This is a genomic window from Burkholderia sp. BCC0405 (genome assembly GCF_902833075.1).
In the GTDB taxonomy this organism is placed as follows: domain Bacteria; phylum Pseudomonadota; class Gammaproteobacteria; order Burkholderiales; family Burkholderiaceae; genus Burkholderia.
The window spans coordinates 135,328-158,489 of sequence record NZ_CADFEO010000013.1 but is presented as its reverse complement, the minus strand read 5'-3'; the positions used below and the strand labels follow the sequence as shown (position 1 = coordinate 158,489).

At 65.0% G+C, this 23,162-nt stretch carries 15 protein-coding genes; 12 read left to right on the top strand and 3 right to left on the bottom strand.

The window, feature by feature from the left end:
• Positions 1–1,063: 1,063 nt before the first annotated feature.
• Positions 1,064–6,223, top strand: coding sequence for a DUF6531 domain-containing protein (locus tag HWX36_RS22350; RefSeq protein WP_175954797.1), 5,160 nt, complete (start codon positions 1,064–1,066; stop codon positions 6,221–6,223).
• A 236-nt stretch (positions 6,224–6,459) separates the two neighbouring features.
• Positions 6,460–6,906, top strand: coding sequence for a hypothetical protein (locus HWX36_RS22345; RefSeq protein WP_175954795.1), 447 nt, complete (start codon positions 6,460–6,462; stop codon positions 6,904–6,906).
• Positions 6,907–6,966: 60 nt separating this feature from the next.
• Here the strand turns inward: HWX36_RS22345 and HWX36_RS22340 are convergent, their stop codons facing one another.
• On the bottom strand, positions 6,967–7,713 hold the full coding sequence (locus HWX36_RS22340; protein WP_175954793.1) for a TetR/AcrR family transcriptional regulator: 747 nt from the start codon (positions 7,711–7,713) through the stop codon (positions 6,967–6,969).
• A 170-nt stretch (positions 7,714–7,883) separates the two neighbouring features.
• Here HWX36_RS22340 and HWX36_RS22335 point away from each other — a divergent pair, with 170 nt between their 5' ends.
• From HWX36_RS22335 to HWX36_RS22290, 10 genes are all read left to right on the top strand, one after another.
• Complete coding sequence (locus HWX36_RS22335; RefSeq protein WP_021163017.1) at positions 7,884–9,065, top strand: isovaleryl-CoA dehydrogenase; 1,182 nt, start codon at positions 7,884–7,886, stop codon at positions 9,063–9,065.
• Between the two features lie 31 nt (positions 9,066–9,096).
• Complete coding sequence (locus tag HWX36_RS22330; protein WP_175954791.1) at positions 9,097–10,704, top strand: carboxyl transferase domain-containing protein; 1,608 nt, start codon at positions 9,097–9,099, stop codon at positions 10,702–10,704.
• Positions 10,705–10,723: 19 nt separating this feature from the next.
• Positions 10,724–11,509, top strand: coding sequence for an enoyl-CoA hydratase/isomerase family protein (locus HWX36_RS22325; protein ID WP_034190576.1), 786 nt, complete (start codon positions 10,724–10,726; stop codon positions 11,507–11,509).
• Positions 11,510–11,554: 45 nt separating this feature from the next.
• A complete protein-coding gene (locus HWX36_RS22320) occupies positions 11,555–13,552 on the top strand; it encodes an acetyl/propionyl/methylcrotonyl-CoA carboxylase subunit alpha (RefSeq protein WP_175954789.1) in 1,998 nt (665 codons plus the stop codon).
• 317 nt (positions 13,553–13,869) lie between these two features.
• Positions 13,870–14,073, top strand: a complete 204-nt coding sequence (locus HWX36_RS22315; RefSeq protein ID WP_175954787.1) for a hypothetical protein — start codon at positions 13,870–13,872, stop codon at positions 14,071–14,073.
• Positions 14,074–14,115: 42 nt separating this feature from the next.
• The gene (locus HWX36_RS22310) at positions 14,116–16,230 is read left to right on the top strand and encodes a phospholipase C, phosphocholine-specific (RefSeq protein WP_175954786.1); all 2,115 of its coding nucleotides are present in this window, start codon (positions 14,116–14,118) and stop codon (positions 16,228–16,230) included.
• Between the two features lie 36 nt (positions 16,231–16,266).
• On the top strand, positions 16,267–16,560 hold the full coding sequence (locus HWX36_RS37300) for a hypothetical protein (RefSeq protein ID WP_244136492.1): 294 nt from the start codon (positions 16,267–16,269) through the stop codon (positions 16,558–16,560).
• 103 nt (positions 16,561–16,663) lie between these two features.
• Positions 16,664–17,806 (top strand): DUF2827 domain-containing protein, encoded by a 1,143-nt coding sequence (locus tag HWX36_RS22300; protein ID WP_175954784.1) that lies wholly within the window; start codon positions 16,664–16,666, stop codon positions 17,804–17,806.
• A 787-nt stretch (positions 17,807–18,593) separates the two neighbouring features.
• A complete protein-coding gene (locus tag HWX36_RS22295; RefSeq protein ID WP_175954782.1) occupies positions 18,594–19,397 on the top strand; it encodes an EAL domain-containing protein in 804 nt (267 codons plus the stop codon).
• 93 nt (positions 19,398–19,490) lie between these two features.
• Positions 19,491–19,907: a hypothetical protein gene (locus HWX36_RS22290; RefSeq protein WP_175954780.1), complete on the top strand. Its 417-nt coding sequence runs from the start codon at positions 19,491–19,493 to the stop codon at positions 19,905–19,907.
• 98 nt (positions 19,908–20,005) lie between these two features.
• Here the strand turns inward: HWX36_RS22290 and HWX36_RS22285 are convergent, their stop codons facing one another.
• Positions 20,006–21,979, bottom strand: a complete 1,974-nt coding sequence (locus HWX36_RS22285) for an FkbM family methyltransferase (RefSeq protein ID WP_175954778.1) — start codon at positions 21,977–21,979, stop codon at positions 20,006–20,008.
• A 23-nt stretch (positions 21,980–22,002) separates the two neighbouring features.
• The gene (locus tag HWX36_RS22280) at positions 22,003–23,139 is read right to left on the bottom strand and encodes a DUF2827 family protein (protein ID WP_175954776.1); all 1,137 of its coding nucleotides are present in this window, start codon (positions 23,137–23,139) and stop codon (positions 22,003–22,005) included.
• Between the last annotated feature and the right edge of the window lie 23 nt (positions 23,140–23,162).

The following is a 23,162-nucleotide window of genomic DNA, read 5'->3' as shown; positions in this document are numbered from 1 at the left end:
CGTTCGGTGCGCATTCGGATGCGTGGGAATCGAGCAGAGGCTTGCGTGAAATGGAAGTGCGATGTCGTTTTTGGAACTTGTTCGAGTGAACGGGTTTGAGGTGAATGTAATGAATATGTAGAGTTGCTTCCGAGTCGTTTATCTTGCTGCGTGCATTGTGCGACGAATATTCGGATTTTTCAGAGATATAAATCGTTTGATGATGAAGTGAACAGAAGAAGAGGGGCGTCACCATGTATGAGGTTGAAGATAGGTCGGGGCGAAGGGGCACGAGGCTGCCCGGAGGCGTGCAAGCTCGATTGGCGCCGGGGGCGATGCGATCGGCGCTGCGGTGGGTGACAGGCATCGTTTGGCTGGCATTGTCGGCATCTGCATATTCGGCCAGTCAAACTGACTACACGTACGACGCTTTGGGACGATTGACGCGGGTGGTCTATAGCGATGGTGCCAAAGCCACCACGATCATCTACAACTATGATGCCGCTGGCAACCGTACAAGCGTCGTTTCGTCGACGCCGCCGGCATAACGGGCGTTCAATTCAAGAAGATCGGGAATGTCACAAGGAAAATGAGGCTTGTACGAAATTGATAATTTGGATTTCGTACAAAAGCGATGATGCCTTGCCGGCCTGAATCCAGTGTGTTTATGTATTCATCCATTTTTGGGAATGGGTGTGGGCGTGCCATTCCTTTGCGTAAACATCGATCTCAATCATAAAAATATTTACATCCAAGGAGCCGTTCGATGTCCGAGGTTGCGTCCATGTGCATGCGCGAGGTCATTTGTCGCACTGCCCGAAAATGGAAAATCACCCGACCCGTCGCGCTTGCATCGCTCGCGGGATGGCTGGCGTTGTGTTTCGGTACGGCCGAGGCCGGCAATGTGCAGTTCTCCAGCACAACACCGGCTGTTGTCGACGTAAATCCGGCGTCGAACGCGCAGCCGTCTTCGCCGCAACCTGCGATTCGTCGCGGGCGCGGGCCGTCGGAGGGGCTGTCGCGTTCGATTCGCGTGCCGGCGGGGCAAGAGTTCGCGCCTCAACCGAATGCCATCCGTGCGTGGATGGCGCCGGTTGCCGCAACCGAGGCGATCGAGCACGACAAGCGGGCCGCACGCGAGATGCCGGCAGGCATCAACGCCAATGGGACGATCGAGACGATGGCGAAGCTCGACCGCAAGCGCGGCAGGAAAGCCGCACGCGAAGACGTCCCCCTGCAGAATTTCGCGCAGCCGCCGCGCATGACGCGCGGGGTCGGGATCACGGCTGACAACGGTATCGTCACAAACGGCGCGCCACCGGGCCCGGCATCGCTCGAAGAACTCGCCCGTGCGTTGCGCTATCACCCGGACCTGATCTACCAGTACGTTCGCAACAACGTCGAAATCGACCCGGTACGCGGTATCCACAAAGGCGCGCTTGGCGCGGTGCTCGACAACCAGGGCAGCGCGGCCGATCAGTCCCAGTTGATGGTGTCGCTGCTACGCCTGTCGGGCTACGACACGCGGATCGTGCGTGGCGTGATCAAACTCAGCGCGAAGCAGTTTGCGGATTGGTACGGCGTGCCGACCCATAACGTGTGCGCGGTGCTGAACCTGATGGGGCAGACCCAGATCCCGATCTACGACGTCAATGCGACGCAGGCAGGCGGCTGCCCGGGGTTGAGCGCGTCGATGACCGGAATCTCGATCGAGCATTTCTGGGTCAAAACCAATATCGGCGGGACGTGGTACACGTTCGATCCGAGCTACAAGCCACACGTCGTCAAGGCCGGCATCGACCTGAATGCGGCAGCGGGCTACAACCCGGCGACGTTCCTGCAGAACGCGAGGGCCGGTGCGACGGTGACGCCCGATCTGGTGCGAGGTTTGAAGCGTACCGGTATCCGCGACGATCTCGGCCGTGCATCGATGAATCTTGCGGGCTGGATCAGCAAGAAGAAGCCGACCGCGACCCTGAGCGACATTGTCGGCGGCAAGTCCATCATCCCGTTCTATTCGGGCGCGTTGCGACAGACTCAAAACGCGTTGCTCGATACGCGCTGGGCACCGCAGGAGTGGGACGACATTCCGGTCGGGTACAAGCCGACCGTGCGCGTGCTGTACCAAGGCATCGATCAAACCTTCACCGCCGATGCCATCTACGGCAAGCGTCTGACAATCACCTACAACGCATCGAATCAGCCGGTGCTCCGGCTCGACGGCCAGACGATGGGCGCGCCGGGGGCAGCGGTCGCACCGGGCGCGGACAGCGTGGTGACCTTTGTCGTGTGGCACAACGCGTATCCGAACGATCAGTCGGACCATGCGTTCGAGCAGCACATCAAGGGTGGTGGCAAGTACCTGATCGTGAACGGCTGGGGCCCGACCGGCCGCGGGTTGTCGCAGCACTATCTCAAGAATCTGGAAGAGCTTCGCGCGGCCGGCCATGCGGACGACAGCGAACCCGTGCTCGGCGCAAGCCTTGGCGTGATGGGTGCGCAATGGGTGTCGCAGACGACTCGCAGCGCATCGATCACCGATCGCCTCGCGAACGCATATACCGTTCAGCAGCATCAGGTCGGCATCGCGGGCTATACCGATGGTCCGTACGTCGATCTGCCGAGCAACATGAGTTCACCCGTTCAAATGGACGGCAACACGGCACTCGAACGGGCCGTTTTCGACAGCAACGGGATGCATTTGTCGATTCTCGAATCGACGGCGGTCAATCAGACCTCAGGCGTGTCGGCGGTATCGACGGTGAAACTGCTCGACATGGCGATGATGCAAGGGCAGACGATCTACAACGCCAGGGGCGGCAACTATGCGAACGTGGTTAGTCCGGCCTTGAGGAACTGCGAGCCACATTTAGGGAATTTTCAGTATTACGTAGGAAAGGGATTTCAACTGCTGATTCCCGGCAACTGTCGGCTGGTCGAGAATCGCTGGAACGGCGTCGGCTACTTCGTGCGCGGGATGGGGAACGCTCGCCTGCTCGGGTCGACCATCAGCGGTGGGTATTCTGGCGGGTACTTCACGTCCCCCGTTCCCGCACCGACCTACAACGCCAAGACGGTGAGCACGGCGAAGTCGCCGGTCAATCTGACTGGCTATTTCGGGCCGCAAGCCGTGGCAGGCGATCCGGTCGACATGGTTCACGGCAACTTCCTGTTCGAGCATCAGGATGTCAAGACCGGCCGCGGCGATTCGCCCGACAGCCTGAATTTTCAACGCTTCTACAGCAGCGGCATGAAGAACCAGGCAGGCGTGCTCGGTAAAGGCTGGACGCACAACTACGATCTCAATGTCCGCACCGCGTCCGATGGATTCCTTGGCATGGGCGACCGTCTGGCGCTCGATGCGGTAGGCACGATTGTCGAGCACAAGGTATCGCTGGATTTGCTGAACGAGCCTGACGTTTCGGCGGACCGGTTCCTGACCGCGGTAATCGCGCAGCGCTGGTTTGGCGATCAACTCGTCGACAATACGAGGATCGTCAAGCTGGGTTTGAACAGCGATGTATTCGTCAGGCTGCCGGGCATCGGTTACAGCACATCCGGTGGATACAGTTCGCCTCCGGGCAAGTCGGTGTCCCTCTCCGAAGACAGTATCAGCAAGACGGCGAGCTACACCATCAATCGAGCGGGCACGGACGGCTCCGCACGCTTTACGTTCGATTTGCAGACGGGCAAGGCGTCACGCTACGTCGAGCAGAGCGGAAAGGCGATCGATTTCACGTGGGCCGGCGATCTGTTGACGCGGGTTGAAAACAGCCTGGGTCGCAGCCTCACGCTGGCTTATTCGAACGGCCTTCTGCAGAGCGTTTCCAGCCCGCAGAAAACCGTGCGTTATGCGTATGACGGCAATTCCAACCTGGTCAGTGTGACCGATCCGGACGGGTTTGCGACACGCTTCGAGTATGACAAGCCCGGCCGGATGACGAAGTTCTACGAGCCGAGTTTCCCGAACATACCCGTCGTGACGAACGTCTACGACACGCTGGGTCGTATGCGGACGCAAACGAGTGCCGCAGGCAACGTGTTCAACTATTACTTTGCCGGTTCGCGGACGGAGGAGGTGGGGCCGGGCGGCACGGCGCGCACGAACTATTTCGACGGAGAGGGCAATCTGCTGCAGTCCGGCGACCCGATGGGCAACTGGACGCTCAAAGACTATGACGGCCAGAATCGTCTCGTGCGCGAAACGCGTCCTGAAGGCAATCGCATCGAGTACGTCTACTACGATCTGACGTGCAATAACGCTACGTATCTTTGCTCCCACCAGCCAGCGACCATCACGCAATATCCGCGCCCCGGATCCGGCGATCCGGCCTTGACGCAGAAGTTTGCCTATCTGGGTGACCGGCTGGCATCCGTTACGGATGCGCGCGGCAACGTGACGTCGTTCTCCTATAACTACGCCTGGCTGCTCGAGCGGATCACGAAACCCGCTGTAGGCGGCGCTTCGCCTGTCACGACCTTTACCTATGAGCAAGTGACGCCGCAGGGCAAAGGTACGTTCTATCGACCGACACGCGTGACCGAGCGGATCGACGCCGCGCGCACCACGTCGACGGCGATCAGTTACGCGGCGGACCATACGCCCGCTGTCGTGACGCAGGACGATACCGGTCAGCGTATCAAGACCGTGACGACTTTCGACAACGAAGGGCGCTTGGTTTCGAGCCAGCGCGACGGTGCACCGAAAATCACCTACACGTACGACAAGCGCGACAACGTAACGCGTACGAACGCGAGTTTGCTAGGCGCGGACGAAGTGATCGCCTATGACGCGAACAATCGCGAAATTCGACGCGGTGTAGCCATCGCCGGCGGCGCGATGGTGACGTGCAAGCGCTACAACGCAATGGGTGACGTGGTGCGGGTATGGGGGCCGGCGAAGACGGCGAACGTGACGACGTGCCCGGTCGAGGCGTCGCCGACGCCGATAACCGATACGGCGTACGACGACCACCATCGCCCGAGCCGCGTCACACAATACCTGAGTGCAGCGGACGGCGGCAATCGGGTGACGGAGACGGCGTACTACGCGGACGACCGTGTGAAGAGCGTGCGCAAGGCAGTGGGTACGGGTCTGGAGCAGACGTACGTGAGCTATGCGTACAACCCGAACGGGACGGTGGCGACGACGACCGACGCGAAGGGCAATACGACGGTCAACCTGTACGACGGTCACGATCGGCTTTACCGGACGCACTACCCGCTGGAAGGTCGTCCTGGGATGGGCAACGCGAACGACTTCGAGCAGTACGCGTGGGATGGGAACGGCAATCTGGTCACGCAGCGCAAGCGTGACGGCCAGACGGTATCGCAGACGTTCGATGCGTTGAATCGCGTGAGTACACGGACGTTCCCTGGAGGCGTGGGTAACGTTCAGTACAGCTATGACTTGCGCGGCCTGAAGACGGCATCGCAGTACAGCGATGGCGGCCAGACGGTGACGAACAGCTACGACGGGTTGGGTCAACTGACGCAGACGAGCGCGGCGGGCCGGACGCTGAGCTACCGCTACGACGCGGCGGGCAACGTGACGGATGTTGCATGGCCGGATGGTTTCCATGTAGGGATCGCGTATGACGGCTATGGCCGGCCGTCGCAGTTGCTGGAGAACGGCACGACGAGCCTGGCGAAGTACAGCTACGACGCGCTGAACCGTCGCACGCGTGTGGAGCTGGGCAACGGCACGCGCACGGAATACGCGTATGACAACCAGGGTTGGCTGTCGACTCAGAATCACCGCTTCACGAGCAGCGCGGAGGACTGGCTGTCGAGCTTCACGCGTAACCAGTTGGGGGACATCAAGCAGTCGAGCGTGTCGAACAACCGGTACGGGTGGGTGCCTGCGGCGGTGTCGAATACGTACGCGACGAACGCGCTGAACCAGTACACGGGGGTGGCGGGGAAGGCGGTGAGGTATGACCGCAACGGCAACCTGACGAGCGACGGGGCGTGGACGTATACGTATGACCTGGATAACCGGCTGAAGACGGCAAGCCGTTCGGGCACGAGCGCGGCATTGACGTACGACCCGGAAGGTCGACTGGTCAAGACGAGTATCAATGGCGTCGATACGGCATTGTTGTACGACGGTCAGAAGCTGGTGGGTGAATACGACGGCGGCGGCAAGCTGGTGCGGCGTTACGTGTTTGATCCGGGGATCGATTGCCTCTTGTCACGCAAGTCGAGTCGCGATTGCCAGCCCGTCGGCCGTCTGCTACCGTAGCGGCCAAAATCAGACGCAGTGAAATTCAATGAGAGAGCCGGGGGCCGCACCATGTCATCTTCCAGTCACGTCGCGTTCAGCGCGACGCTGCGCACCGCACATGACCATGCGGGTGGTGAAGTGATCGCAGCCGTGTTCCGCCATTCGAACGACTAAAGCAACGGAAGCGCATTCGTCCGGCGCAGGCGCCGGGCTTCAATCAGTTCAACCACCACGCTAGACGGGAGAGACCACCCATGAAGAAGATTTCCGCGCCGTTCGCGGCGGCCGCGCTGGCGGCGTGCACGCTGCTGGCGGGCGTTCACCAGACCGCCTGCGCCGCGTCGGACACCGAGCCCGCGATCGACGCGCGTTACGGCGCCGTCATCGAGGCCTATACGCAGGACATGGCCGCCGCGAAGACGAAGTACGACGGCAAGCGCCTGGTGTTCGTCGGCGCCGTGATCCGGATGGGCAGCGACCCGGGCGGCACCTATTTCGGCGCGCTGACGGCCGACGGCGAGCAGTTCGACACGCATTTCGACGTGGCCGACCAGGATGCGCTGAAGCCGAAATTCCCCGGCGGCGAGATCAAGCCGTTCGTCACGTCGGCCGCATTCCGCTTCAGCTGCGTGAACGAAGGCTATATCGACGCCCCCGTCCTGCCGGGCCTGAAGCTGGCGCACTGCCGCCTCGCAAACTGAGCGAACCGACCGGCGCGCCGCGGCCATCGTGCCGCGGCGCCGCCATCCGGCCGCCGCGCGTCACCCGCGCGTGCTGTCGCCTTCCAGCCGCCGCACGGCTTCCGCCACGTCGTTCCTGAAGCGCACCAGCGCCGCCTGTTCCGGCGCGGGCGGCTGCACGGCGGCCCACAGCATGTCGACGAGCTGCGTGGCCGTCGTTTCCGTATCGAGCTTGCGGTGCCCGAGGATCGCATCCCACAGCACGTGCTCGATCGGCCCGAACACCATCGAACGCAGCAGGCTCAGCGGCAGGTCGGTGCGCACCTGCCCGGCCGCCTGGCCGCGCGCGAGCACGTCCATCAGCGGCGCGGTGTAGCGGCGCTGCAGCGCGGTGAGCTCGTCGCTCAGCGCATGCTGCTTCGCGCGGCCTTCCGACAGCACCAGCGCGCACAGGCCCGTGCCGTTCACCAGCATCAACCGCAGGTGGGTGCGCACGATGAACGCGAACTGCTGCTGCACCGACGCGTCCTGCGGCATCCCGTGCTCGAACGCGGCAATGTTTTCGTCGTACCAATCCGCGATGACGCGCGCGCACAGCTCGCGCTTGCCGCGGAAATAGCTGAACACCGTCGCCTCCGAGACGCCCACGCGCTGCGCGATCTCGGCGGCCGTCGCATGCTCGTAACCTTTTTCGGCGAACACTTCCCGGCCGGCGCGCAGAATGTCCTGCACGCGTTGCTGGGATTTGCGCCCGGCGGGCGCGCGCGGCGTGTCGGCGCGGTCGGCTTTGACGGTGGCGGTCATGGTGTCGGCGGTAGCGGCTGTCATCTCGGCATGATATCTGAGTGTCACTCAAAAAACTATTGACGCCCCACCCGGCGAGGCGCGAAACTGTGCAAAATTTACGCTGTATTGGTCAATGAATCTGAGCATTCATTCGATTTGAGCGAAACTCAGAAATCGGTGAGTGCCACACACTTTCTGGAGACGGAGGAGACATGATCAACCTGCCCGGTGTGCAATTCATGCTCGGTGAAGACATCGAGATGCTGCGCGACGCCGTCGCGACGTTCGCGGCGAAGGAAATCACGCCGCGCGCGGCGGAGGTCGACCGCACCGACCAGTTTCCGATGGATCTGTGGAAGAAGTTCGGCGATCTCGGCGTGCTCGGCATGACGGTCGCCGAGGAATACGGCGGCGCGAACATGGGCTACACCGCCCACATGGTCGCGATGGAAGAGATCTCGCGCGCATCGGCGTCGATCGGCCTGTCGTACGGCGCGCACTCGAACCTGTGCGTGAACCAGATCCACCGCAACGGCACCGAGGCGCAGAAACAGAAATACCTGCCGAAGCTCGTGTCGGGCGAACACATCGGCGCGCTCGCGATGAGCGAGCCGAACGCCGGCTCCGACGTCGTCAGCATGAAGCTGCGCGCCGACAAGCGCGGCGATCGCTACGTGCTGAACGGCACGAAGATGTGGATCACCAACGGCCCCGATTGCGACACGCTGGTGGTCTACGCGAAGACCGACCTCGAAGCCGGCCCGCGCGGCATCACCGCGTTCATCGTCGAGAAGGGGATGAAGGGCTTCTCGGTCGCGCAGAAGCTCGACAAGCTCGGCATGCGCGGCTCGCACACGGGCGAGCTGGTGTTCCAGGACGTCGAGGTGCCGGAGGAGAACATCCTCGGCCAGCTCAACGGCGGCGTGAAGGTGCTGATGAGCGGCCTCGACTACGAGCGCGCCGTGCTGTCGGGCGGCCCGACGGGCATCATGGCCGCGTGCCTCGATGCGGTGGTGCCGTACATCCACGACCGCAAGCAGTTCGGCCAGGCGATCGGCGAATTCCAGTTGATCCAGGGCAAGGTCGCCGACATGTACACCACGTTCCAGGCGTGCCGCGCGTACCTGTACGCGGTCGGCCGCCACCTCGATTCGGCGGGCAGCGACCACATCCGCCAGGTGCGCAAGGACTGCGCGGGCGTGATTCTCTACACGGCCGAGAAGGCGACCTGGATGGCCGGCGAGGCGATCCAGATCCTCGGCGGTAACGGCTACATCAACGAATACCCGGTCGGGCGCCTGTGGCGCGATGCAAAGCTGTACGAGATCGGCGCCGGCACGAGCGAGATCCGCCGGATGCTGATCGGCCGCGAGCTGTTCGCGGAAACGATGTAACGCCCCACGTCACGCGAACGGAGCCCCGTCGATGCCGATCATCGAATCGAAACTGAACCCGCGCTCGGAAGACTTCCGCGCGAATACCGCGGCGCTCGAGGCGGTCGTCGCCGACCTGCGCGCGAAGATCGAACAGCTCGCGCAGGGCGGCGGGCAAGCCGCGCGCGACAAGCACCTGTCGCGCGGCAAGCTGCTGCCGCGCGAGCGTATCGCGCAACTGCTCGATCCGGGCGCGCCGTTCCTCGAGTTCTCGCAGCTCGCGGCGAACGGCATGTACAACGACGACGCGCCGGGCGCGGGCATTATCACCGGGATCGGCCGGATCGCCGGCCGCGAATGCGTGATCGTGTGCAACGACGCGACGGTCAAGGGCGGCACCTACTATCCGGTTACCGTGAAGAAGCACGTGCGCGCGCAGGAGATCGCCGCGGAAAACCGGCTGCCGTGCGTGTACCTCGTCGATTCGGGCGGCGCGAACCTGCCGAACCAGGACGACGTATTCCCCGATCGCGACCACTTCGGCCGTATCTTCTTCAACCAGGCGACGATGTCCGCCGCGGGGATCGCGCAGATCGCCGTCGTGATGGGTTCGTGCACGGCGGGCGGCGCGTACGTGCCGGCGATGAGCGACGAGTCGATCATCGTGAAGGAGCAGGGCACGATTTTCCTCGGCGGCCCGCCGCTCGTGAAGGCCGCGACCGGCGAGGAAGTGAGCGCCGAGGATCTCGGCGGCGGCGACGTGCATACGCGCCTGTCGGGCGTGGCCGATCATCTCGCGCAGAACGACGCGCATGCGCTGTCGATCGCGCGCAACATCGTCGATCACCTCGCGCCGAAGATCGCGCCGCCGGTGGCGCTGCGCGAGCCGAAGCCGCCGCGCTACGACGCAAAGAGCCTGTACGGCGTGATCCCGGTCGATACGCGCAAGCCGTTCGACGTGCGCGAGGTGATCGCGCGCATCGTCGACGATTCCGAGTTCGACGAATTCAAGGCGCGCTTCGGCACGACGCTCGTCACGGGTTTCGCGCACATCTGGGGCCACCCGGTCGGGATCGTCGCGAACAACGGCATCCTGTTCTCCGAGTCGGCCGTGAAGGGCGCGCATTTCATCGAGCTGTGCTGCCAGCGCAAGATTCCGCTCGTGTTCCTGCAGAACATCACGGGCTTCATGGTCGGGCGCAAGTACGAGAACGAAGGCATCGCACGGCACGGTGCGAAGATGGTGACGGCCGTGTCGAATGCGAAGGTGCCGAAGTTCACGGTGATCATCGGCGGCTCGTTCGGCGCCGGCAACTACGGGATGTGCGGCCGCGCATTCGGCCCGCGCTTCCTGTGGATGTGGCCGAACGCGCGGATCTCGGTGATGGGCGGCGAGCAGGCCGCGTCGGTGCTCGCGACGGTGCGCCGCGACGGCATCGAGGCGAAGGGCGGTTCGTGGTCCGCCGAGGAAGAGGATGCGTTCAAGCAGCCGATCCGCGACCAGTACGAGCGCCAGGGCCATCCGTATTACGCGAGCGCGCGGCTGTGGGACGACGGCGTGATCGACCCCGCGCAAACGCGTGACGTGCTCGGGCTCGGCCTCGCTGCTTCGATGAACGCGCCGATCGACGAGACGCGCTTCGGCGTGTTCCGCATGTAACGGCCGGGAGGGCTGAACGATGCGATACGAAACGATCAAGGTCAGTGAAGCCGGCCGCGTGGCGACCGTCACGCTCGCGCGTCCCGACGTGCGCAACGCGTTCAACGAGACGACGATCGCCGAGCTCACCACCGCGTTCGAATGGCTCGACGCGCACGAAGGCGTGCGCGCGATCGTGCTCGCCGCGGAAGGGGCGGCGTTCTGCGCGGGTGCGGACCTGAACTGGATGAAGAAGATGGCCGGTTACTCGGACGACGAGAACCGTGCCGATGCGCGCAAGCTCGCGCGGATGCTCGAGGCGATCCATCGCTGCGGCAAGCCGGTGATCGCACGCGTGCATGGCGATGCATACGCGGGCGGCGTGGGCCTGGTGGCGGCGGCCGACATCGCGATTGCCGCCGACGGCGTGAAGTTCTGCCTGTCGGAAGCGCGACTCGGGCTGATCCCCGCGACGATCGCGCCGTACGTCGTGCGTGCGATGGGCGAGCGCGCGGCGCGCCGCTACTTCACGACGGCCGAGGTGTTCGACAGTGCACGTGCGGCGTCGCTCGGTTTCATTCACGACGCGGTGCCGGCCGATGCGCTCGACGAAACGGTCGCGAAGCTGGCCGCGACGCTCGTCGCGAACGGCCCCGACGCGGTGAAGGCGTGCAAGCGGCTCGTCGCCGACGTGGCCGGCCGCCCGCTCGATGCGACGCTGATCGAGCAGACCGCCGACTGGATCGCGCGCACCCGCGCCGGCGCGGAAGCGCGCGAAGGGATTGCGTCCTTCCTCGAAAAGCGCACGCCGTCGTGGCGTGAATGATTGCGCAGCGCGCGTGACCCACTCTATCCGGACGACACCGAAGCCATGTTCGACAAGATTCTGATCGCCAACCGAGGCGAAATCGCGTGCCGCGTCGCCGCGACGTGCAAACGTCTCGGGATTGCGAGCGTCGCCGTCTATTCCGACGCGGACGCGAACGCGAAACACGTGGCCGCGTGCGACGAAGCCGTGCACATCGGCGGCTCGGCCGCGGCCGACAGCTACCTGCGCATCGAGCGCATCATCGAAGCGGCGCGCGCCACCGGCGCGCAGGCGATCCACCCCGGCTACGGCTTTCTGTCGGAGAACGAAGATTTCGCGCATGCGTGCGAAGCGGCCGGCATCGTCTTCATCGGGCCGCCGGTCGACGCGATCGCGGCGATGGGCTCGAAGGCTGCCGCGAAGGCGCTGATGCACGCGGCTGCGGTGCCGCTCGTGCCCGGCTATCACGGCGACGACCAGGACGCCGCCAACCTGCATCGCGAAGCCGACGAGATCGGCTACCCGGTGCTGCTGAAGGCCAGCGCGGGCGGCGGCGGCAAGGGCATGCGCGTGGTCGAGCGCTCCGACGATTTCCCGGCGGCGCTCGCGTCGTGCCAGCGCGAAGCCGCGAGCAGCTTCGGCAACGATCGCGTGCTGATCGAGAAATACCTGACACGCCCGCGCCACGTCGAGGTGCAGGTGTTCGGCGACACGCACGGCAATACCGTGTACTTGTTCGACCGCGACTGCTCGGTGCAGCGCCGTCACCAGAAGGTGCTCGAAGAAGCGCCGGCGCCGGGCCTGCACGACGACGTGCGCCGTGCGATGGGCGAAGCGGCCGTCGCGGCCGCGCGCGCGGTCGGCTATGTCGGCGCGGGCACCGTCGAGTTCATCATGACGGGCGACGCGTTCTACTTCATGGAAATGAACACGCGTCTGCAGGTCGAGCATCCGGTCACCGAGATGGTCACGGGGCTGGATCTCGTCGAATGGCAACTGCGCGTCGCATCCGGCGAGCCGCTGCCGCTGAAGCAGGACGAACTACACGTGCAGGGCCATGCGCTCGAGGCGCGTCTCTATGCGGAGAACCCGGCGCGCGGCTTCCTGCCGTCGACGGGCACGCTGAAGCACCTGCGGTTGCCGGCAGGCGTCGAGTTCGCGATCGGTGCATCGGTGCGCGTCGACAGCGGCGTGCGCGAAGGCGATGCGATCACGCCGTTCTACGATCCGATGATCGCGAAGCTGATCGTCCATGGCGCGGACCGTGCGGAAGCGCTGAGCCTGATGCTGCGCGCGCTGCGCGCATGCGAAGTGGTCGGCCTGCACACGAACGCCGCGTTCCTGCAGCGGATCGTTGCGTGCGAACCGTTCGCGGCGGCCGATCTCGATACGGGCCTGATCGAGCGCAATCACGACGCGCTGTTCGCGCCGCAAGAGCCGCCGCGCGCGACGCTCGCGCTTGCCTGCGCGGCGCTGCTCGCACGCGAGCGCGGCGCGGCCGCGCAGGGTTCGTCGCCGTGGGACGCGCTGCCCAACTGGCGACTGAACGGCGGCTATCGCCGCACGCTCGAATGGCGTGCGGCCGAGCGCGAAGCGGACGTGACGGTCACCTACGAGGACGACGGTGCGCTTGCGCGCCTCGCGGCCGGCGGCGCAGCCGCGCAACCGTTCGCGTGGACGCGCGGCGCCACGCCGCTCGATTTCGACGTGACGCTCGGCGGCGTGCGCAGCAGCGGCCGCGTGTATGCGGACGGCGACACGTTCCATGTATTCACGCAGGGCGCGGCCGAGACGCTCGAATGGCGCAACCTGCTCGCGCATGCGGGTGACGCGGAGCAGGGCGGTGGCCGCCTGACCGCGCCGATGCCCGGCAAGGTGATCGCGGTGCTGGTCGAGCCCGGCCAGAAGGTCGAAGCCGGCACGCCGCTGATCGTGATGGAAGCGATGAAGATGGAGCACACGATCGGTGCGCCGAGCGCGGGCGTTGTCGCGGAAGTGCTGTACGGCGTCGGCGACCAGGTCGCGGATGGCGCGCAGTTGCTGATGATGGCGGAAGGCTGAGGGTCGCCTGTTTCGCTGGTTGCGGGCCGGCTGTCGCGGCTGCCGGCCCGTCAAAGACGCTTCGAGATTCGTTGCACGAGCGGTACTGCGACAAGCCTGCTTCGATCGCTCGGCAAAAACGAAGCAATGCGAATCTTTCGATTGCATTACGCCGCTTGCTCATCTTTCCGTCCTGACACGTGCTGCTGTCCGTGAGCACGCAGCTCGCCTCCTTGCGCGACACTGTCGTGTAACACGCTGTAATTAGCATCTCGCCGTCGACATGACCGGTGCGCACCCGCGCCCGTGTCACGTCCTCATATCCACGGAGAGACGTTATGCGAAACTCGGCCCTACGGCCCGTCGCGGTCGCTGGCCTGATCGCGCTGACAGTACTCCTCGGCGCCTGCAACGACGACCTGACCGCACCCGCCGCACCCGTCGCGCAGCAGAAGGCCGCATGCGGCGACGGCCTGGTCGCCACCGCGCAGATGCACTGCCCGCCCGGTTTCACCGCACCTGCCTCTTCGCCCGCTTCCTGATCCCGGTCGTTCCCACCAGAAATCCAATCAAGAGCAACCCGCATGGCCACCCATTCGCGACGCGATTTCCTGAAGTTCTCGGCCGGCCTCGCCGGTGCGACCGCCGCCACCGCACTGCTTCCCGAATCGATCCGCAAGGCGCTGGCGATCGAGCCGAATACCGTGACGGGCACGATCCAGGATGTCCAGCACATCGTCGTGTTCATGCAGGAAAACCGCTCGTTCGACCACTACCTCGGTCACCTGAGCGGCGTGCGCGGCTATAACGACCGCTTCCCGGTCACGCTGCCGAACGGCAAGCCGGTGTGGTTCCAGCCGCGGCAGGAGGACAAGACGAGCGTGATCGCGCCGTTCCGCTACGACACGACCAACCCGGGCGTCAACGCGCAGTGCATCGGCGGCCTGCCGCATACGTGGGCGACGACGCACGGCGCGATCGACAACGGCCGTGCGGACCAATGGGCGGTGCAGAAGTCCAACATGACGATGGGCTACCACGTCCGCGACGACATCCCGTTCCACTACGCGCTCGCGGATGCGTTCACGGTGTGCGACAACTACTTCTGCTCGATTCCGGGCAACACGCATCCGAACCGCATGTACCTGATGACGGGCATGGTCGATCCGCTCGGCACGGGCGGCGGCCCGCTGCTCGACAACACCGATTACATCGACAACCAGTTCGACAAGATCCAGTTGCCGCCCTTCAGCTGGAAGACCTACCCGGAGCGGCTCGAGCAGGCCGGCATCTCGTGGCAGATCTACCAGCAGGGCACCGGGTTCGACAATTTCACCGGCAACTATGGCACGAACATGCTCGCGTGCTTCGAGAACTTCGTGAACGCGCCGGCCGGTTCGTCGCTGCAGACGCGCGGGATGAGCACGCGCTCGATCACGCAGCTGAAAGCCGACGTGCAGGCGAACGCGCTGCCGCAGGTATCGTGGCTGCTGCCGCCCGCCGCGTATTCGGAACATCCGAAGTTCACGCCGCTGTACGGCGCTTATTACCTGTCGAACATCCTCGATGCACTGACGTCCAATCCGGACGTGTGGAGCAAGACCGTCCTGCTCATCATGTACGACGAGAACGACGGCTTCTTCGACCATGTCGTGCCGCCGCAGGCGCCGACGCTGCCGGGCTCCGGCATGAGCACCGTGGACGTGTCGCTCGAGCGGCACAACGTCGTGACCAAGACGCAGACCGGCGCGTATACCGCCGACAACCTGCCGTACGGGCTCGGCCCGCGCGTGCCGATGTTCGTCGTCTCGCCGTGGTCGAAGGGCGGCTTCGTCTGCTCGCAGGTCTTCGATCACACGTCGGTGCTGCAATTCATCGAGAAGCGTTTCGGCGTGATGGAAACGAACATCTCGCCGTGGCGCCGCGCGATTTGCGGCGACCTGACCTCCGCGCTCGACTTCTCGAAACCGGATGCAACGGTGCCGACGTTGCCGAGCACGCAGGCGTATGTCGCGCAGGCGGACCTGCAATGCTCGCGCGCGTCGTCGCAGACCGCGCCGGCGAGCACCGCGCAGCAGGTCGTGACGGCGCAGGAGCCCGGCACGCGGCCGGCGCGCGCGCTGCCGTACGAATTGCACGTCACCGGCCAGCTCGGGGCGCAAGGCTACGCACTGACGTTCGCGAATACCGGCACGCAAGGCGCGCACTTCTGGGTTTATACCGGCGACGCCACCGCGATGCCGCGCCGCTACACGGTCGAAGCGGGCAAGCAACTGACCGATACGTGGGCGCTCGACGCGAACGGCAACTACCTGGTGAGCGTCTGGGGCCCGAACGGCTATTTCCGGCGCTTCGCGGGGGCCGCCGCCGCGGATGCCGGTGCGAAGCCGGAAATCACACCGTGCTATGACGTCGCCAACGGCGACATCTACGTGACGCTCGCCAATGCCGGCACCAGCGCGCTCACGGTCACGGCGATCGATGTCGCGTACGGCGGGGCCGCGCGCACGCTGACGATTCCGCCGGGGCAGCGCGTCGAAGCGCACTGGGATTTGTCGTGCAGCAGCCACTGGTACGACCTGCAGTTCACGGTGGCGGGGAACGCGGGCTGGATGCGCCGCATCGCGGGGCACGTCGAAACCGGCAAGGCCAGCATCACCGATCCGGCCGCCGTGGCGCCGACGATGACGGCGATCTGACGGCAAGCGGGGCGCGCCGGCTGGTTGGATCCGGCCGTGGCGAGCCTGAACGACGCATGGCGAGCCAGCGTTGCCGCGCCCTTCAACGCGGCGACGAGCGGCCGCTATCCGTTCTTCGATACGCAGGCCGATGTGTCGTTCGCCGAGCTTGGCCGCTCTGTGCGCCCCGATACCGGATTGATTTCGCGTCTCGTCACCACGCAACCGGCCGGCGTGATGAAGCGGTATCCCCCGCGCGGTGGCGACCATGGCCGGCAGGTGACCTCTCACTTCAATGCGGCCGGTGCGGGCGAACAATCCATGACAGTGTCCGGGCCGGCGGTCCGCTAGAATGCCCGATTGCCGTCGACGTGCGCCGCCGCTTGACGCGGGCGGCGCTTCGCGCGCTACACTGCTTCATTCCACTTCCATCCAACCTCCCATCCCGCCGACGATGACGTCTCCTGTCCTGAACGGCCTGCGCATCGGTATCACGATCGGACTGCGTGCGCCCGACGAAAGCCTGTGGATCAACGGCATCAAGCAGAACGCGCTGTTTCTCGCGAAGCTGCTGATGGCGTCGCCGCACGGCTACCGCGTGACGCTGGTCAACACCACCGATGTGCCGCTCACCGATGCGTTGCCGTGGGATCGCAGCGTATTCGACACGCGCACGTTCGACGACATGAAGGATTCCGTCGACGTGCTGATCGAGCTCGGCGGCCAGGTCAACGCGGAGCAAACGGCCTACCTGAAGGCGCGCGGCGCGAAGCTCGTCAGCTACTGCTGCGGCGTCGAGTACATCAACGTGATGGAGTCGATGCTGTTCGGCCGCCGGCTATGGGATTCGCTGTTCATCAACCGCGGCTACGACGAGGTGTGGGCGATTCCGCAGATCGCGCCCTCGTCGCTGCCGTTCCTGCAGTCGCTGCGCCGCTGCCCGGGGCGCGTCGTGCCGTTCGTGTGGGATCCGATGTTCCTGAGTGCGCGCGCGCAGCCGCTGCCCGAGCGCGGCGAGTACCGGCCGCGCAGCGAGCCCGGCAAGCGTCTGACGGTGATGGAGCCGAACCACGACGTGGTGAAGTTCTGCGTGTATCCGATGCTGATCATCGACGAAGCATATCGCCGCGATCCCGACGCGATCTGCTTCACGCACGTGACGAACGCCGACCGTCTCGCGCACGACAGCCCCGAGTTCGTGATGCTGATGAACTACCTCGACATCGTGCGCGCAGGCAAGGCGAGCTTCGTCGGACGCTTCGATACGCCGCTGTTCCTGGCCGACCTGACCGATATCGTCGTGTCGCACCAATGGTCGAACCCGCTCAACTATTTCTATTTCGACGTGTGCTGGCAGGGCTATCCGCTCGTGCACAACGCGAGCCTCGCGCCCGATCTCGGCTACTACTATCCGGACAACGACGTGCAGCAGGGCGCCGATGCGCTGTTGCGCGCGCTGCATACGCACGATGACGACTGGGAAGCGTACACGCGGCGCCAGCGCGAGATCCTCGCCCGCTATACGGCGGCGAATCCGGCGCTCGTTGCCGAATACGACGCGCTGCTCGCGAATCTGATCGGCGCATCGGCCGCATAAGGCCCGATTTTTCGCGCGGCGCACACCGGCGCGCCGAATCCCGCTATCGGGATTGGCCCGCCCTAATGTCTGACGAAATGATGCCGTTAAAAAAGAAACCGCCGAACCCGATCGGTTCGACGGTTTTTGAAGGCACGAATCTGACGGCTCCGAGGGAAGTCCGTCAGAAATTATTTTATAGGTTAACAAGTCTTTAAGATTGTTAAACATGTTTCAATCGATAATAGTCATATGAATTAACTTGATATTATTGATTCAAGGCGGATTGATTCCTGGTTGGAAATCCAGTAATTCGTTTGAAACGATAAAATTGAATGCTGCGGTGATCGAATGGCGCGCGGCGGCCGATTTCCGGCGAAAAGCAAACCGGATGACAGACCTCCGCGGCGGGCCTGGCAGTGGGCACGGACAATGCTTCGCGGGCCGGTATTTATCTGATCAATTGAGATTTTCCGATTTCGAGGCCCGCAAATTTCGGAAGAATTGAGTTGGCTGTGGTTGTTTAGAAGAAAAAGAATAAACGATATCTGAATCGGGGTTCCGTAATTTGCGTTAGTGTGGCCTGTCGCACAGTCGGTATCGTGCATCCGTGGTGTATTCCCAGTAACTGAATATCGTTGAAAAATATCGAATTTGACGGCGCGCCGAAGCGAAAAGTACGCTCCCGGAAAAGATCGACATAACAGGATGGGCCGGGTAGGCAGCGGAGCGCGTTGTGGTCGGCTTGCTCCGCATGTTTCTTGAGGTCGAGCCGCGACCGGCGGCTCGCCATTTGCCGGAGCGCCGGATGAATGCGGTCGAAGCTCGCCTGGAGGCGAATCGGGAAGCGAATCGTGACGAAATCGATCTCGTGTTCGGCGCCCCCGACGATCATCCCGACCTCGCGTCGGTACGCAGTTTCGTGGAAAGCCGGCTCGGGTTCGCGCAAGAGCCCGTGTGCCGGGCCGATCTGTCGGGCGGCGTGCTGTACCAGGAATGCCTGGCGCGATTGCGGTGGGGCGAGCGCGATGCGCTGCCGCCGGTCGCGTTCCTGCCGCGCCTCGAGGCGCTCGGGCTGATGCGGTGGTTCGACCGGCTCGTGGTCGGCCGGACGATCGACGCGCTGCGCGCCGATCCGGCTGCCGTCTACGGCTGCAATGTGGCGGCGGCGAGCGCGGTGGTCGACGACGCGTGGCTGGCCATCTTCAGGCGGCTCGAGCGCGAGCCGTCGGTCGCTGCGCGGCTGGTGGTCGAGATCACGGAGACGGGGCCGCTGAATCCCGTCGCGGGGCGATCGTTCGTGAACCGCTTCCGGCAAGCCGGGTGCCGCATCGCGATCGACGATTTCGGTGTCGGCTTCAGCGCATTGAACAACCTGGTGGTCGGCAATCCCGACATCGTGAAGCTCGACCGGTCGATCCTGTCGATGATCAAGCGCAACGCGATCGGGCGCTACCAGTTTCGCCGGCTGATCGCGTTCGCGCATGAAGGCGCGCGCCACGTCGTCGTCGAAGGCGTGGAGAGCGAGGTCGACCGGCAGATCGTCCTGGATGCCGGCGTCGCCTGGGCGCAGGGCATTCGCTTTTCATGGCGGTCGCCGGCCGCCGCGTGACGGCGCGGGAACAGGCGAGGTGGCGTGCACGATGCACGCCGATGTCGGGCGAGACCGGCGCGTGGCCGGGACGAATCGCAAAGGGGCGTGAGCATGGCAGGGACGAAGGCCGGAGCCGGAACGGGCACGCAGGCGAACGGTGCGCGCGACCTCGTCGCGATCGCCGAGCTGGCCGACATGCTGTGGCAACTGGGCGCCGAATCGACCGATGTGCCGATCGACGTCGCGCCGTATCTCGACGGCCTCAAAGCCATTGCGCGTCGCATTCAGCGAATGAGGCCGCTCGACGCCGGCTGCCGCGAGCTGGCGGCGCGCCACTATTACGCGGGTGTCATCGCGGGCGCGTGCGGCGACGATTCGGCAATCGCGCGTGGCGTATCCGACAGCCTCGTCAAGCAATCCGGCGGCGCCAGCCGGCCGATGGCGCGTTGCTTCGCGGTGCTCGCGCGGATAGGGCAGCGGCATGGCCGTAGGTTCGCCGCGCAGAGCGGCGATCGGGTGCTGGTCTAGCGCCCGTTCGCGCCAGTCACGGGCCATGGTGCAGCGCGAGATGCGCGGCCCGCGCCGACATCATCCGCATGCAGCGGCCCCGATCCGCATCCAGTCGATCAATCCTTCCCGAATCCGCCGAGCACGAACGCCATCGCGCGGTCGACCGCGTCGTCCCATTGCCCGACGTGCGCGGCGCGCACGATCCGGATGCCCGGATAGAGTGCGGTGCGCGAGCCCGTTTCCCAGCGCGCATCGGCTTTCGGGCTGAGCAGCAGCACGGCCGGCACGCCGAGCGCGCCGGCGAGGTGGATGTGTGCGGTGCAGGTGGTCACCACGGCATCCAGCGTGAGCATCAGCGCCGCCAGGTCGCTGAAATCACCGATCGCGTGATGCGGGAACGTCACCGGCAGCGCCGATTGCTCGGACTGCGCGGACAGGTCGCGATTGATGCAGTACGCGGCGTGGCCATGCATCCGCGTGAGCGGCGCGAGATCGAGCAGGCTGGCCGCGCGATGGAAGCGCGTGTCGCTTTCTTCGCGCCCGCGCCAGTTGAGCCCGATGCGGCGCGTGCCGGCGGCGTGGCCGTCGCGCTGCACGCGCTCGCGCCACGCGGCCGCGCGCTCGGGCGGGCAAGACAGGTACGCGGCCGCCGCGCCTGCGGGCGCCGGCGCGTAGCCGAACTGCGCGGCGAGCATCAGGAACGAACACCAGTAGTCGTGCGCGAGTTGCGACGTGTCGACCCAGGCGCCGTGTGCGCCGACGAATTCGATGTGCGGGAACGTGTGACGCAGCAGGCCCGTCAGCGCGTCAGGCACGACGACGGTCACGCTCGTGCAGCCGAGCGTGTCGAGCGCATGCAGGTAGCGCGCGTACTGGAGCTGGTCGCCGACGCCGCCGTAGCTGAGCACCAGCAGCCGCTTGCCCTGCAGCGGCTGGCCCTGGTAGAGCCGGTCCGTCGGCAGCCCGAACTGCGTGGCCGTCAGCACGTTTTCGCTGGCGATGGTGGCACGGGCGGCCTCGTCGCGCCGGCCGGCGCGCAGCAGCAGCGTCGCGCGCGCGAGTTCGATGCGCCCGCGCGTCGCATCGGGCAGCGCGGCAGGATCGCCGAAGCGTTCGAGCGCCGCGAGCCCGGCTTCGGGGGCGCCGGCGAAGCCGTAGCACGACGCCAGCTGCAGCGCGATCGCATCGTCGTCGAGCCCGCGGCCGCGCGCACGCTGCCAGCGTTCGATTGCATGGCCCCATTCGCAGCGCGACTCGTGGTCGAGTGCGAGATTCCAGCTCGTTTCGGGCGCATCGGCGGCTGCGGCTGTCGTTGCCGGGGGCGCCATATCGTGTTCCGCCTGCGCCGCGACGGCGAGCGGTTCGCCCGAGATGATCAGCTTCTGCCGGTCCCAGCGCGGGTTCGGCACACACAGCATGTTCAGGCCGTCGATGCGGTAGAACGTGTAGTCGAGTCCGGCGAACGTGGCGATGATCGGCGCCTCGCCGACTTTCCAGTATTCGATCCAGCACCACGGCAGATGCGTCTCGATCAGCTGGCGCGCGCCGCGCAGCGCGTCGATCTCCATCCCTTCGATGTCGAGCTTCAGGAAATCCAGCCGAGGCAGCCCGAGCGAGTCGAGCCGCACGACGGGTGTCGGCGTGCCGCCCTCGGCCTGCCCGTCGACGAGCGAGACCGTGCCGAAGTCGGCGTCCTGTCCGTAGTCGACGTCGGGCACTTTCATCGTGCCGTTGGTGCTGGCGAGCCCCATGTTCAGCAGATGGAGGTTGTCGAGCTGGTTCAGCGCGACAGTGCCGCCGAGCGCATGGAACAGCGTGCGCTGCGGCTCGAACGCATACACGCGGCCGCCGCGCGCATGCAGCCGGTGCGCGATCGGCACGCACACGAGCCCCGCGTTCGCGCCGCCGTCCACCGCGATCGCGTTGTCCGGCAACTGGTCGATCACGTGCAGGATCGTATCGAGCTCGCCCTGGATATGCGGCCGGCCGGTCTTGATCAGCGCTTCGGCCTGAAGCGCGCAGTGCCGGTTGATGACGAACGGGCCGTGGATCGAGTCGATCACGACGAAATTGCGGACGGTCTGATTCATGGGCGTGGCGTGGACTCGTGAGGTCAGCCGAGCGCGCGCTCGGCAAACAGCTGCCGGATCTGCGCGGAATAGGCGTGGACATTGTGCTCGGCGAGCGTGTCGACCTGGTGCAGGCAGCGGCGGGCCGCCGCCGCGTAGTCGTCGAGTCGCGCGTCGTGCGTCTGCGCGGCGGTCGCGATCGCGCGCGCCGCATCGAAGATCTCGAAGTCCGGATAGTAGTAGCCGACGTCGCGCAGGAACGGTGAGTTGTGCACGAGCGGGTAGTTGCCGTAAAGCGCGTCGTACAGCAGGTAGTTCAGGCCGTTTTCCCAGTGGTGCGACACGACGATGTCGGTGTGATGCGCGGCCCATGCGACGAACGGCGCGCGCACGTCGGCGGTCGCCTTGCCGTCGCGCACCATCTCGAGCCCGAGCGCGAGATGCTTGAAGGCGACGTTTTCCTTCTTGTCGAACGTATTGGTCATGTACACGTGCTCGACGAGCTCCGGGTGCTCGACATAGCACGCGTTCGCGGCGAGCATCGGCACGATCGAGCTCTTCACGACGTTCAGGTTCGGCTCGAAGAACGCGATGCGCTTCGCGGGGCCGTGGTTGCGGTAGCCGAAGCGCGCCTTCAGGTCAGGATCGGCGTCGAGGCTGCGCTCGATGAAATACGGCGACCAGATGTGCGGCAGCTCGATCACCGGCGCGCGATAGACGGCCTGGAAATACGCCGCGCACGTATGCATGTGCTGCGGGTTGGTCCAGATCTCGTCGAACTGCACGCGGTTCGGGTTCGGCCGCCATGGGTTCTTCTCGAAGTTGATCGTCTCGACGGCGATCACGTAGTCGTTGCCGAAGCGATACGACACGCACTTGCCGCCGCGCCGGCGCACGGCGTCCGTGTGGGTCGAATCGATGAACGCGTTCATCTCGATCAGCAGGTCGGTCTGGTGGACCACGGCCGACAGCGGCCGCAGCGCGCCGCCGAACGCGTCCATCATCAGCGCCTGCGGATAGTCGGTGATGCCGTCGTCGTGCGCGAGCCAGACCTCGCCGATCAGCGGCGAGCGCTTCAGCAGCATGTACAGGTACACGCAGTGCTGGTTCGCGCCGTTGTACCAGATCGACTGCGTCGCGTCGCGCTGTACGTTCATCGTTATCGCGACATTGAGTTTCATGGCGGCTCCGGGGTGCAGGGGGC

Coding starts and splice junctions, on each gene's coding strand:
- HWX36_RS22335 (WP_021163017.1), top strand. CDS start 7,884: ATGATCAACCTGCCCGGTGTGCAATTCATGCTCGGTGAAGACATCGAG.
- HWX36_RS22350 (WP_175954797.1), top strand. CDS start 1,064: ATGGCGCCGGTTGCCGCAACCGAGGCGATCGAGCACGACAAGCGGGCC.
- HWX36_RS22295 (WP_175954782.1), top strand. CDS start 18,594: ATGAATGCGGTCGAAGCTCGCCTGGAGGCGAATCGGGAAGCGAATCGT.
- HWX36_RS22310 (WP_175954786.1), top strand. CDS start 14,116: ATGGCCACCCATTCGCGACGCGATTTCCTGAAGTTCTCGGCCGGCCTC.
- HWX36_RS22320 (WP_175954789.1), top strand. CDS start 11,555: ATGTTCGACAAGATTCTGATCGCCAACCGAGGCGAAATCGCGTGCCGC.
- HWX36_RS22345 (WP_175954795.1), top strand. CDS start 6,460: ATGAAGAAGATTTCCGCGCCGTTCGCGGCGGCCGCGCTGGCGGCGTGC.
- HWX36_RS22280 (WP_175954776.1), bottom strand. CDS start 23,139: ATGAAACTCAATGTCGCGATAACGATGAACGTACAGCGCGACGCGACG.
- HWX36_RS22285 (WP_175954778.1), bottom strand. CDS start 21,979: ATGAATCAGACCGTCCGCAATTTCGTCGTGATCGACTCGATCCACGGC.
- HWX36_RS22315 (WP_175954787.1), top strand. CDS start 13,870: ATGCGAAACTCGGCCCTACGGCCCGTCGCGGTCGCTGGCCTGATCGCG.
- HWX36_RS22325 (WP_034190576.1), top strand. CDS start 10,724: ATGCGATACGAAACGATCAAGGTCAGTGAAGCCGGCCGCGTGGCGACC.
- HWX36_RS22290 (WP_175954780.1), top strand. CDS start 19,491: ATGGCAGGGACGAAGGCCGGAGCCGGAACGGGCACGCAGGCGAACGGT.
- HWX36_RS22340 (WP_175954793.1), bottom strand. CDS start 7,713: ATGACAGCCGCTACCGCCGACACCATGACCGCCACCGTCAAAGCCGAC.
- HWX36_RS22300 (WP_175954784.1), top strand. CDS start 16,664: ATGACGTCTCCTGTCCTGAACGGCCTGCGCATCGGTATCACGATCGGA.
- HWX36_RS22330 (WP_175954791.1), top strand. CDS start 9,097: ATGCCGATCATCGAATCGAAACTGAACCCGCGCTCGGAAGACTTCCGC.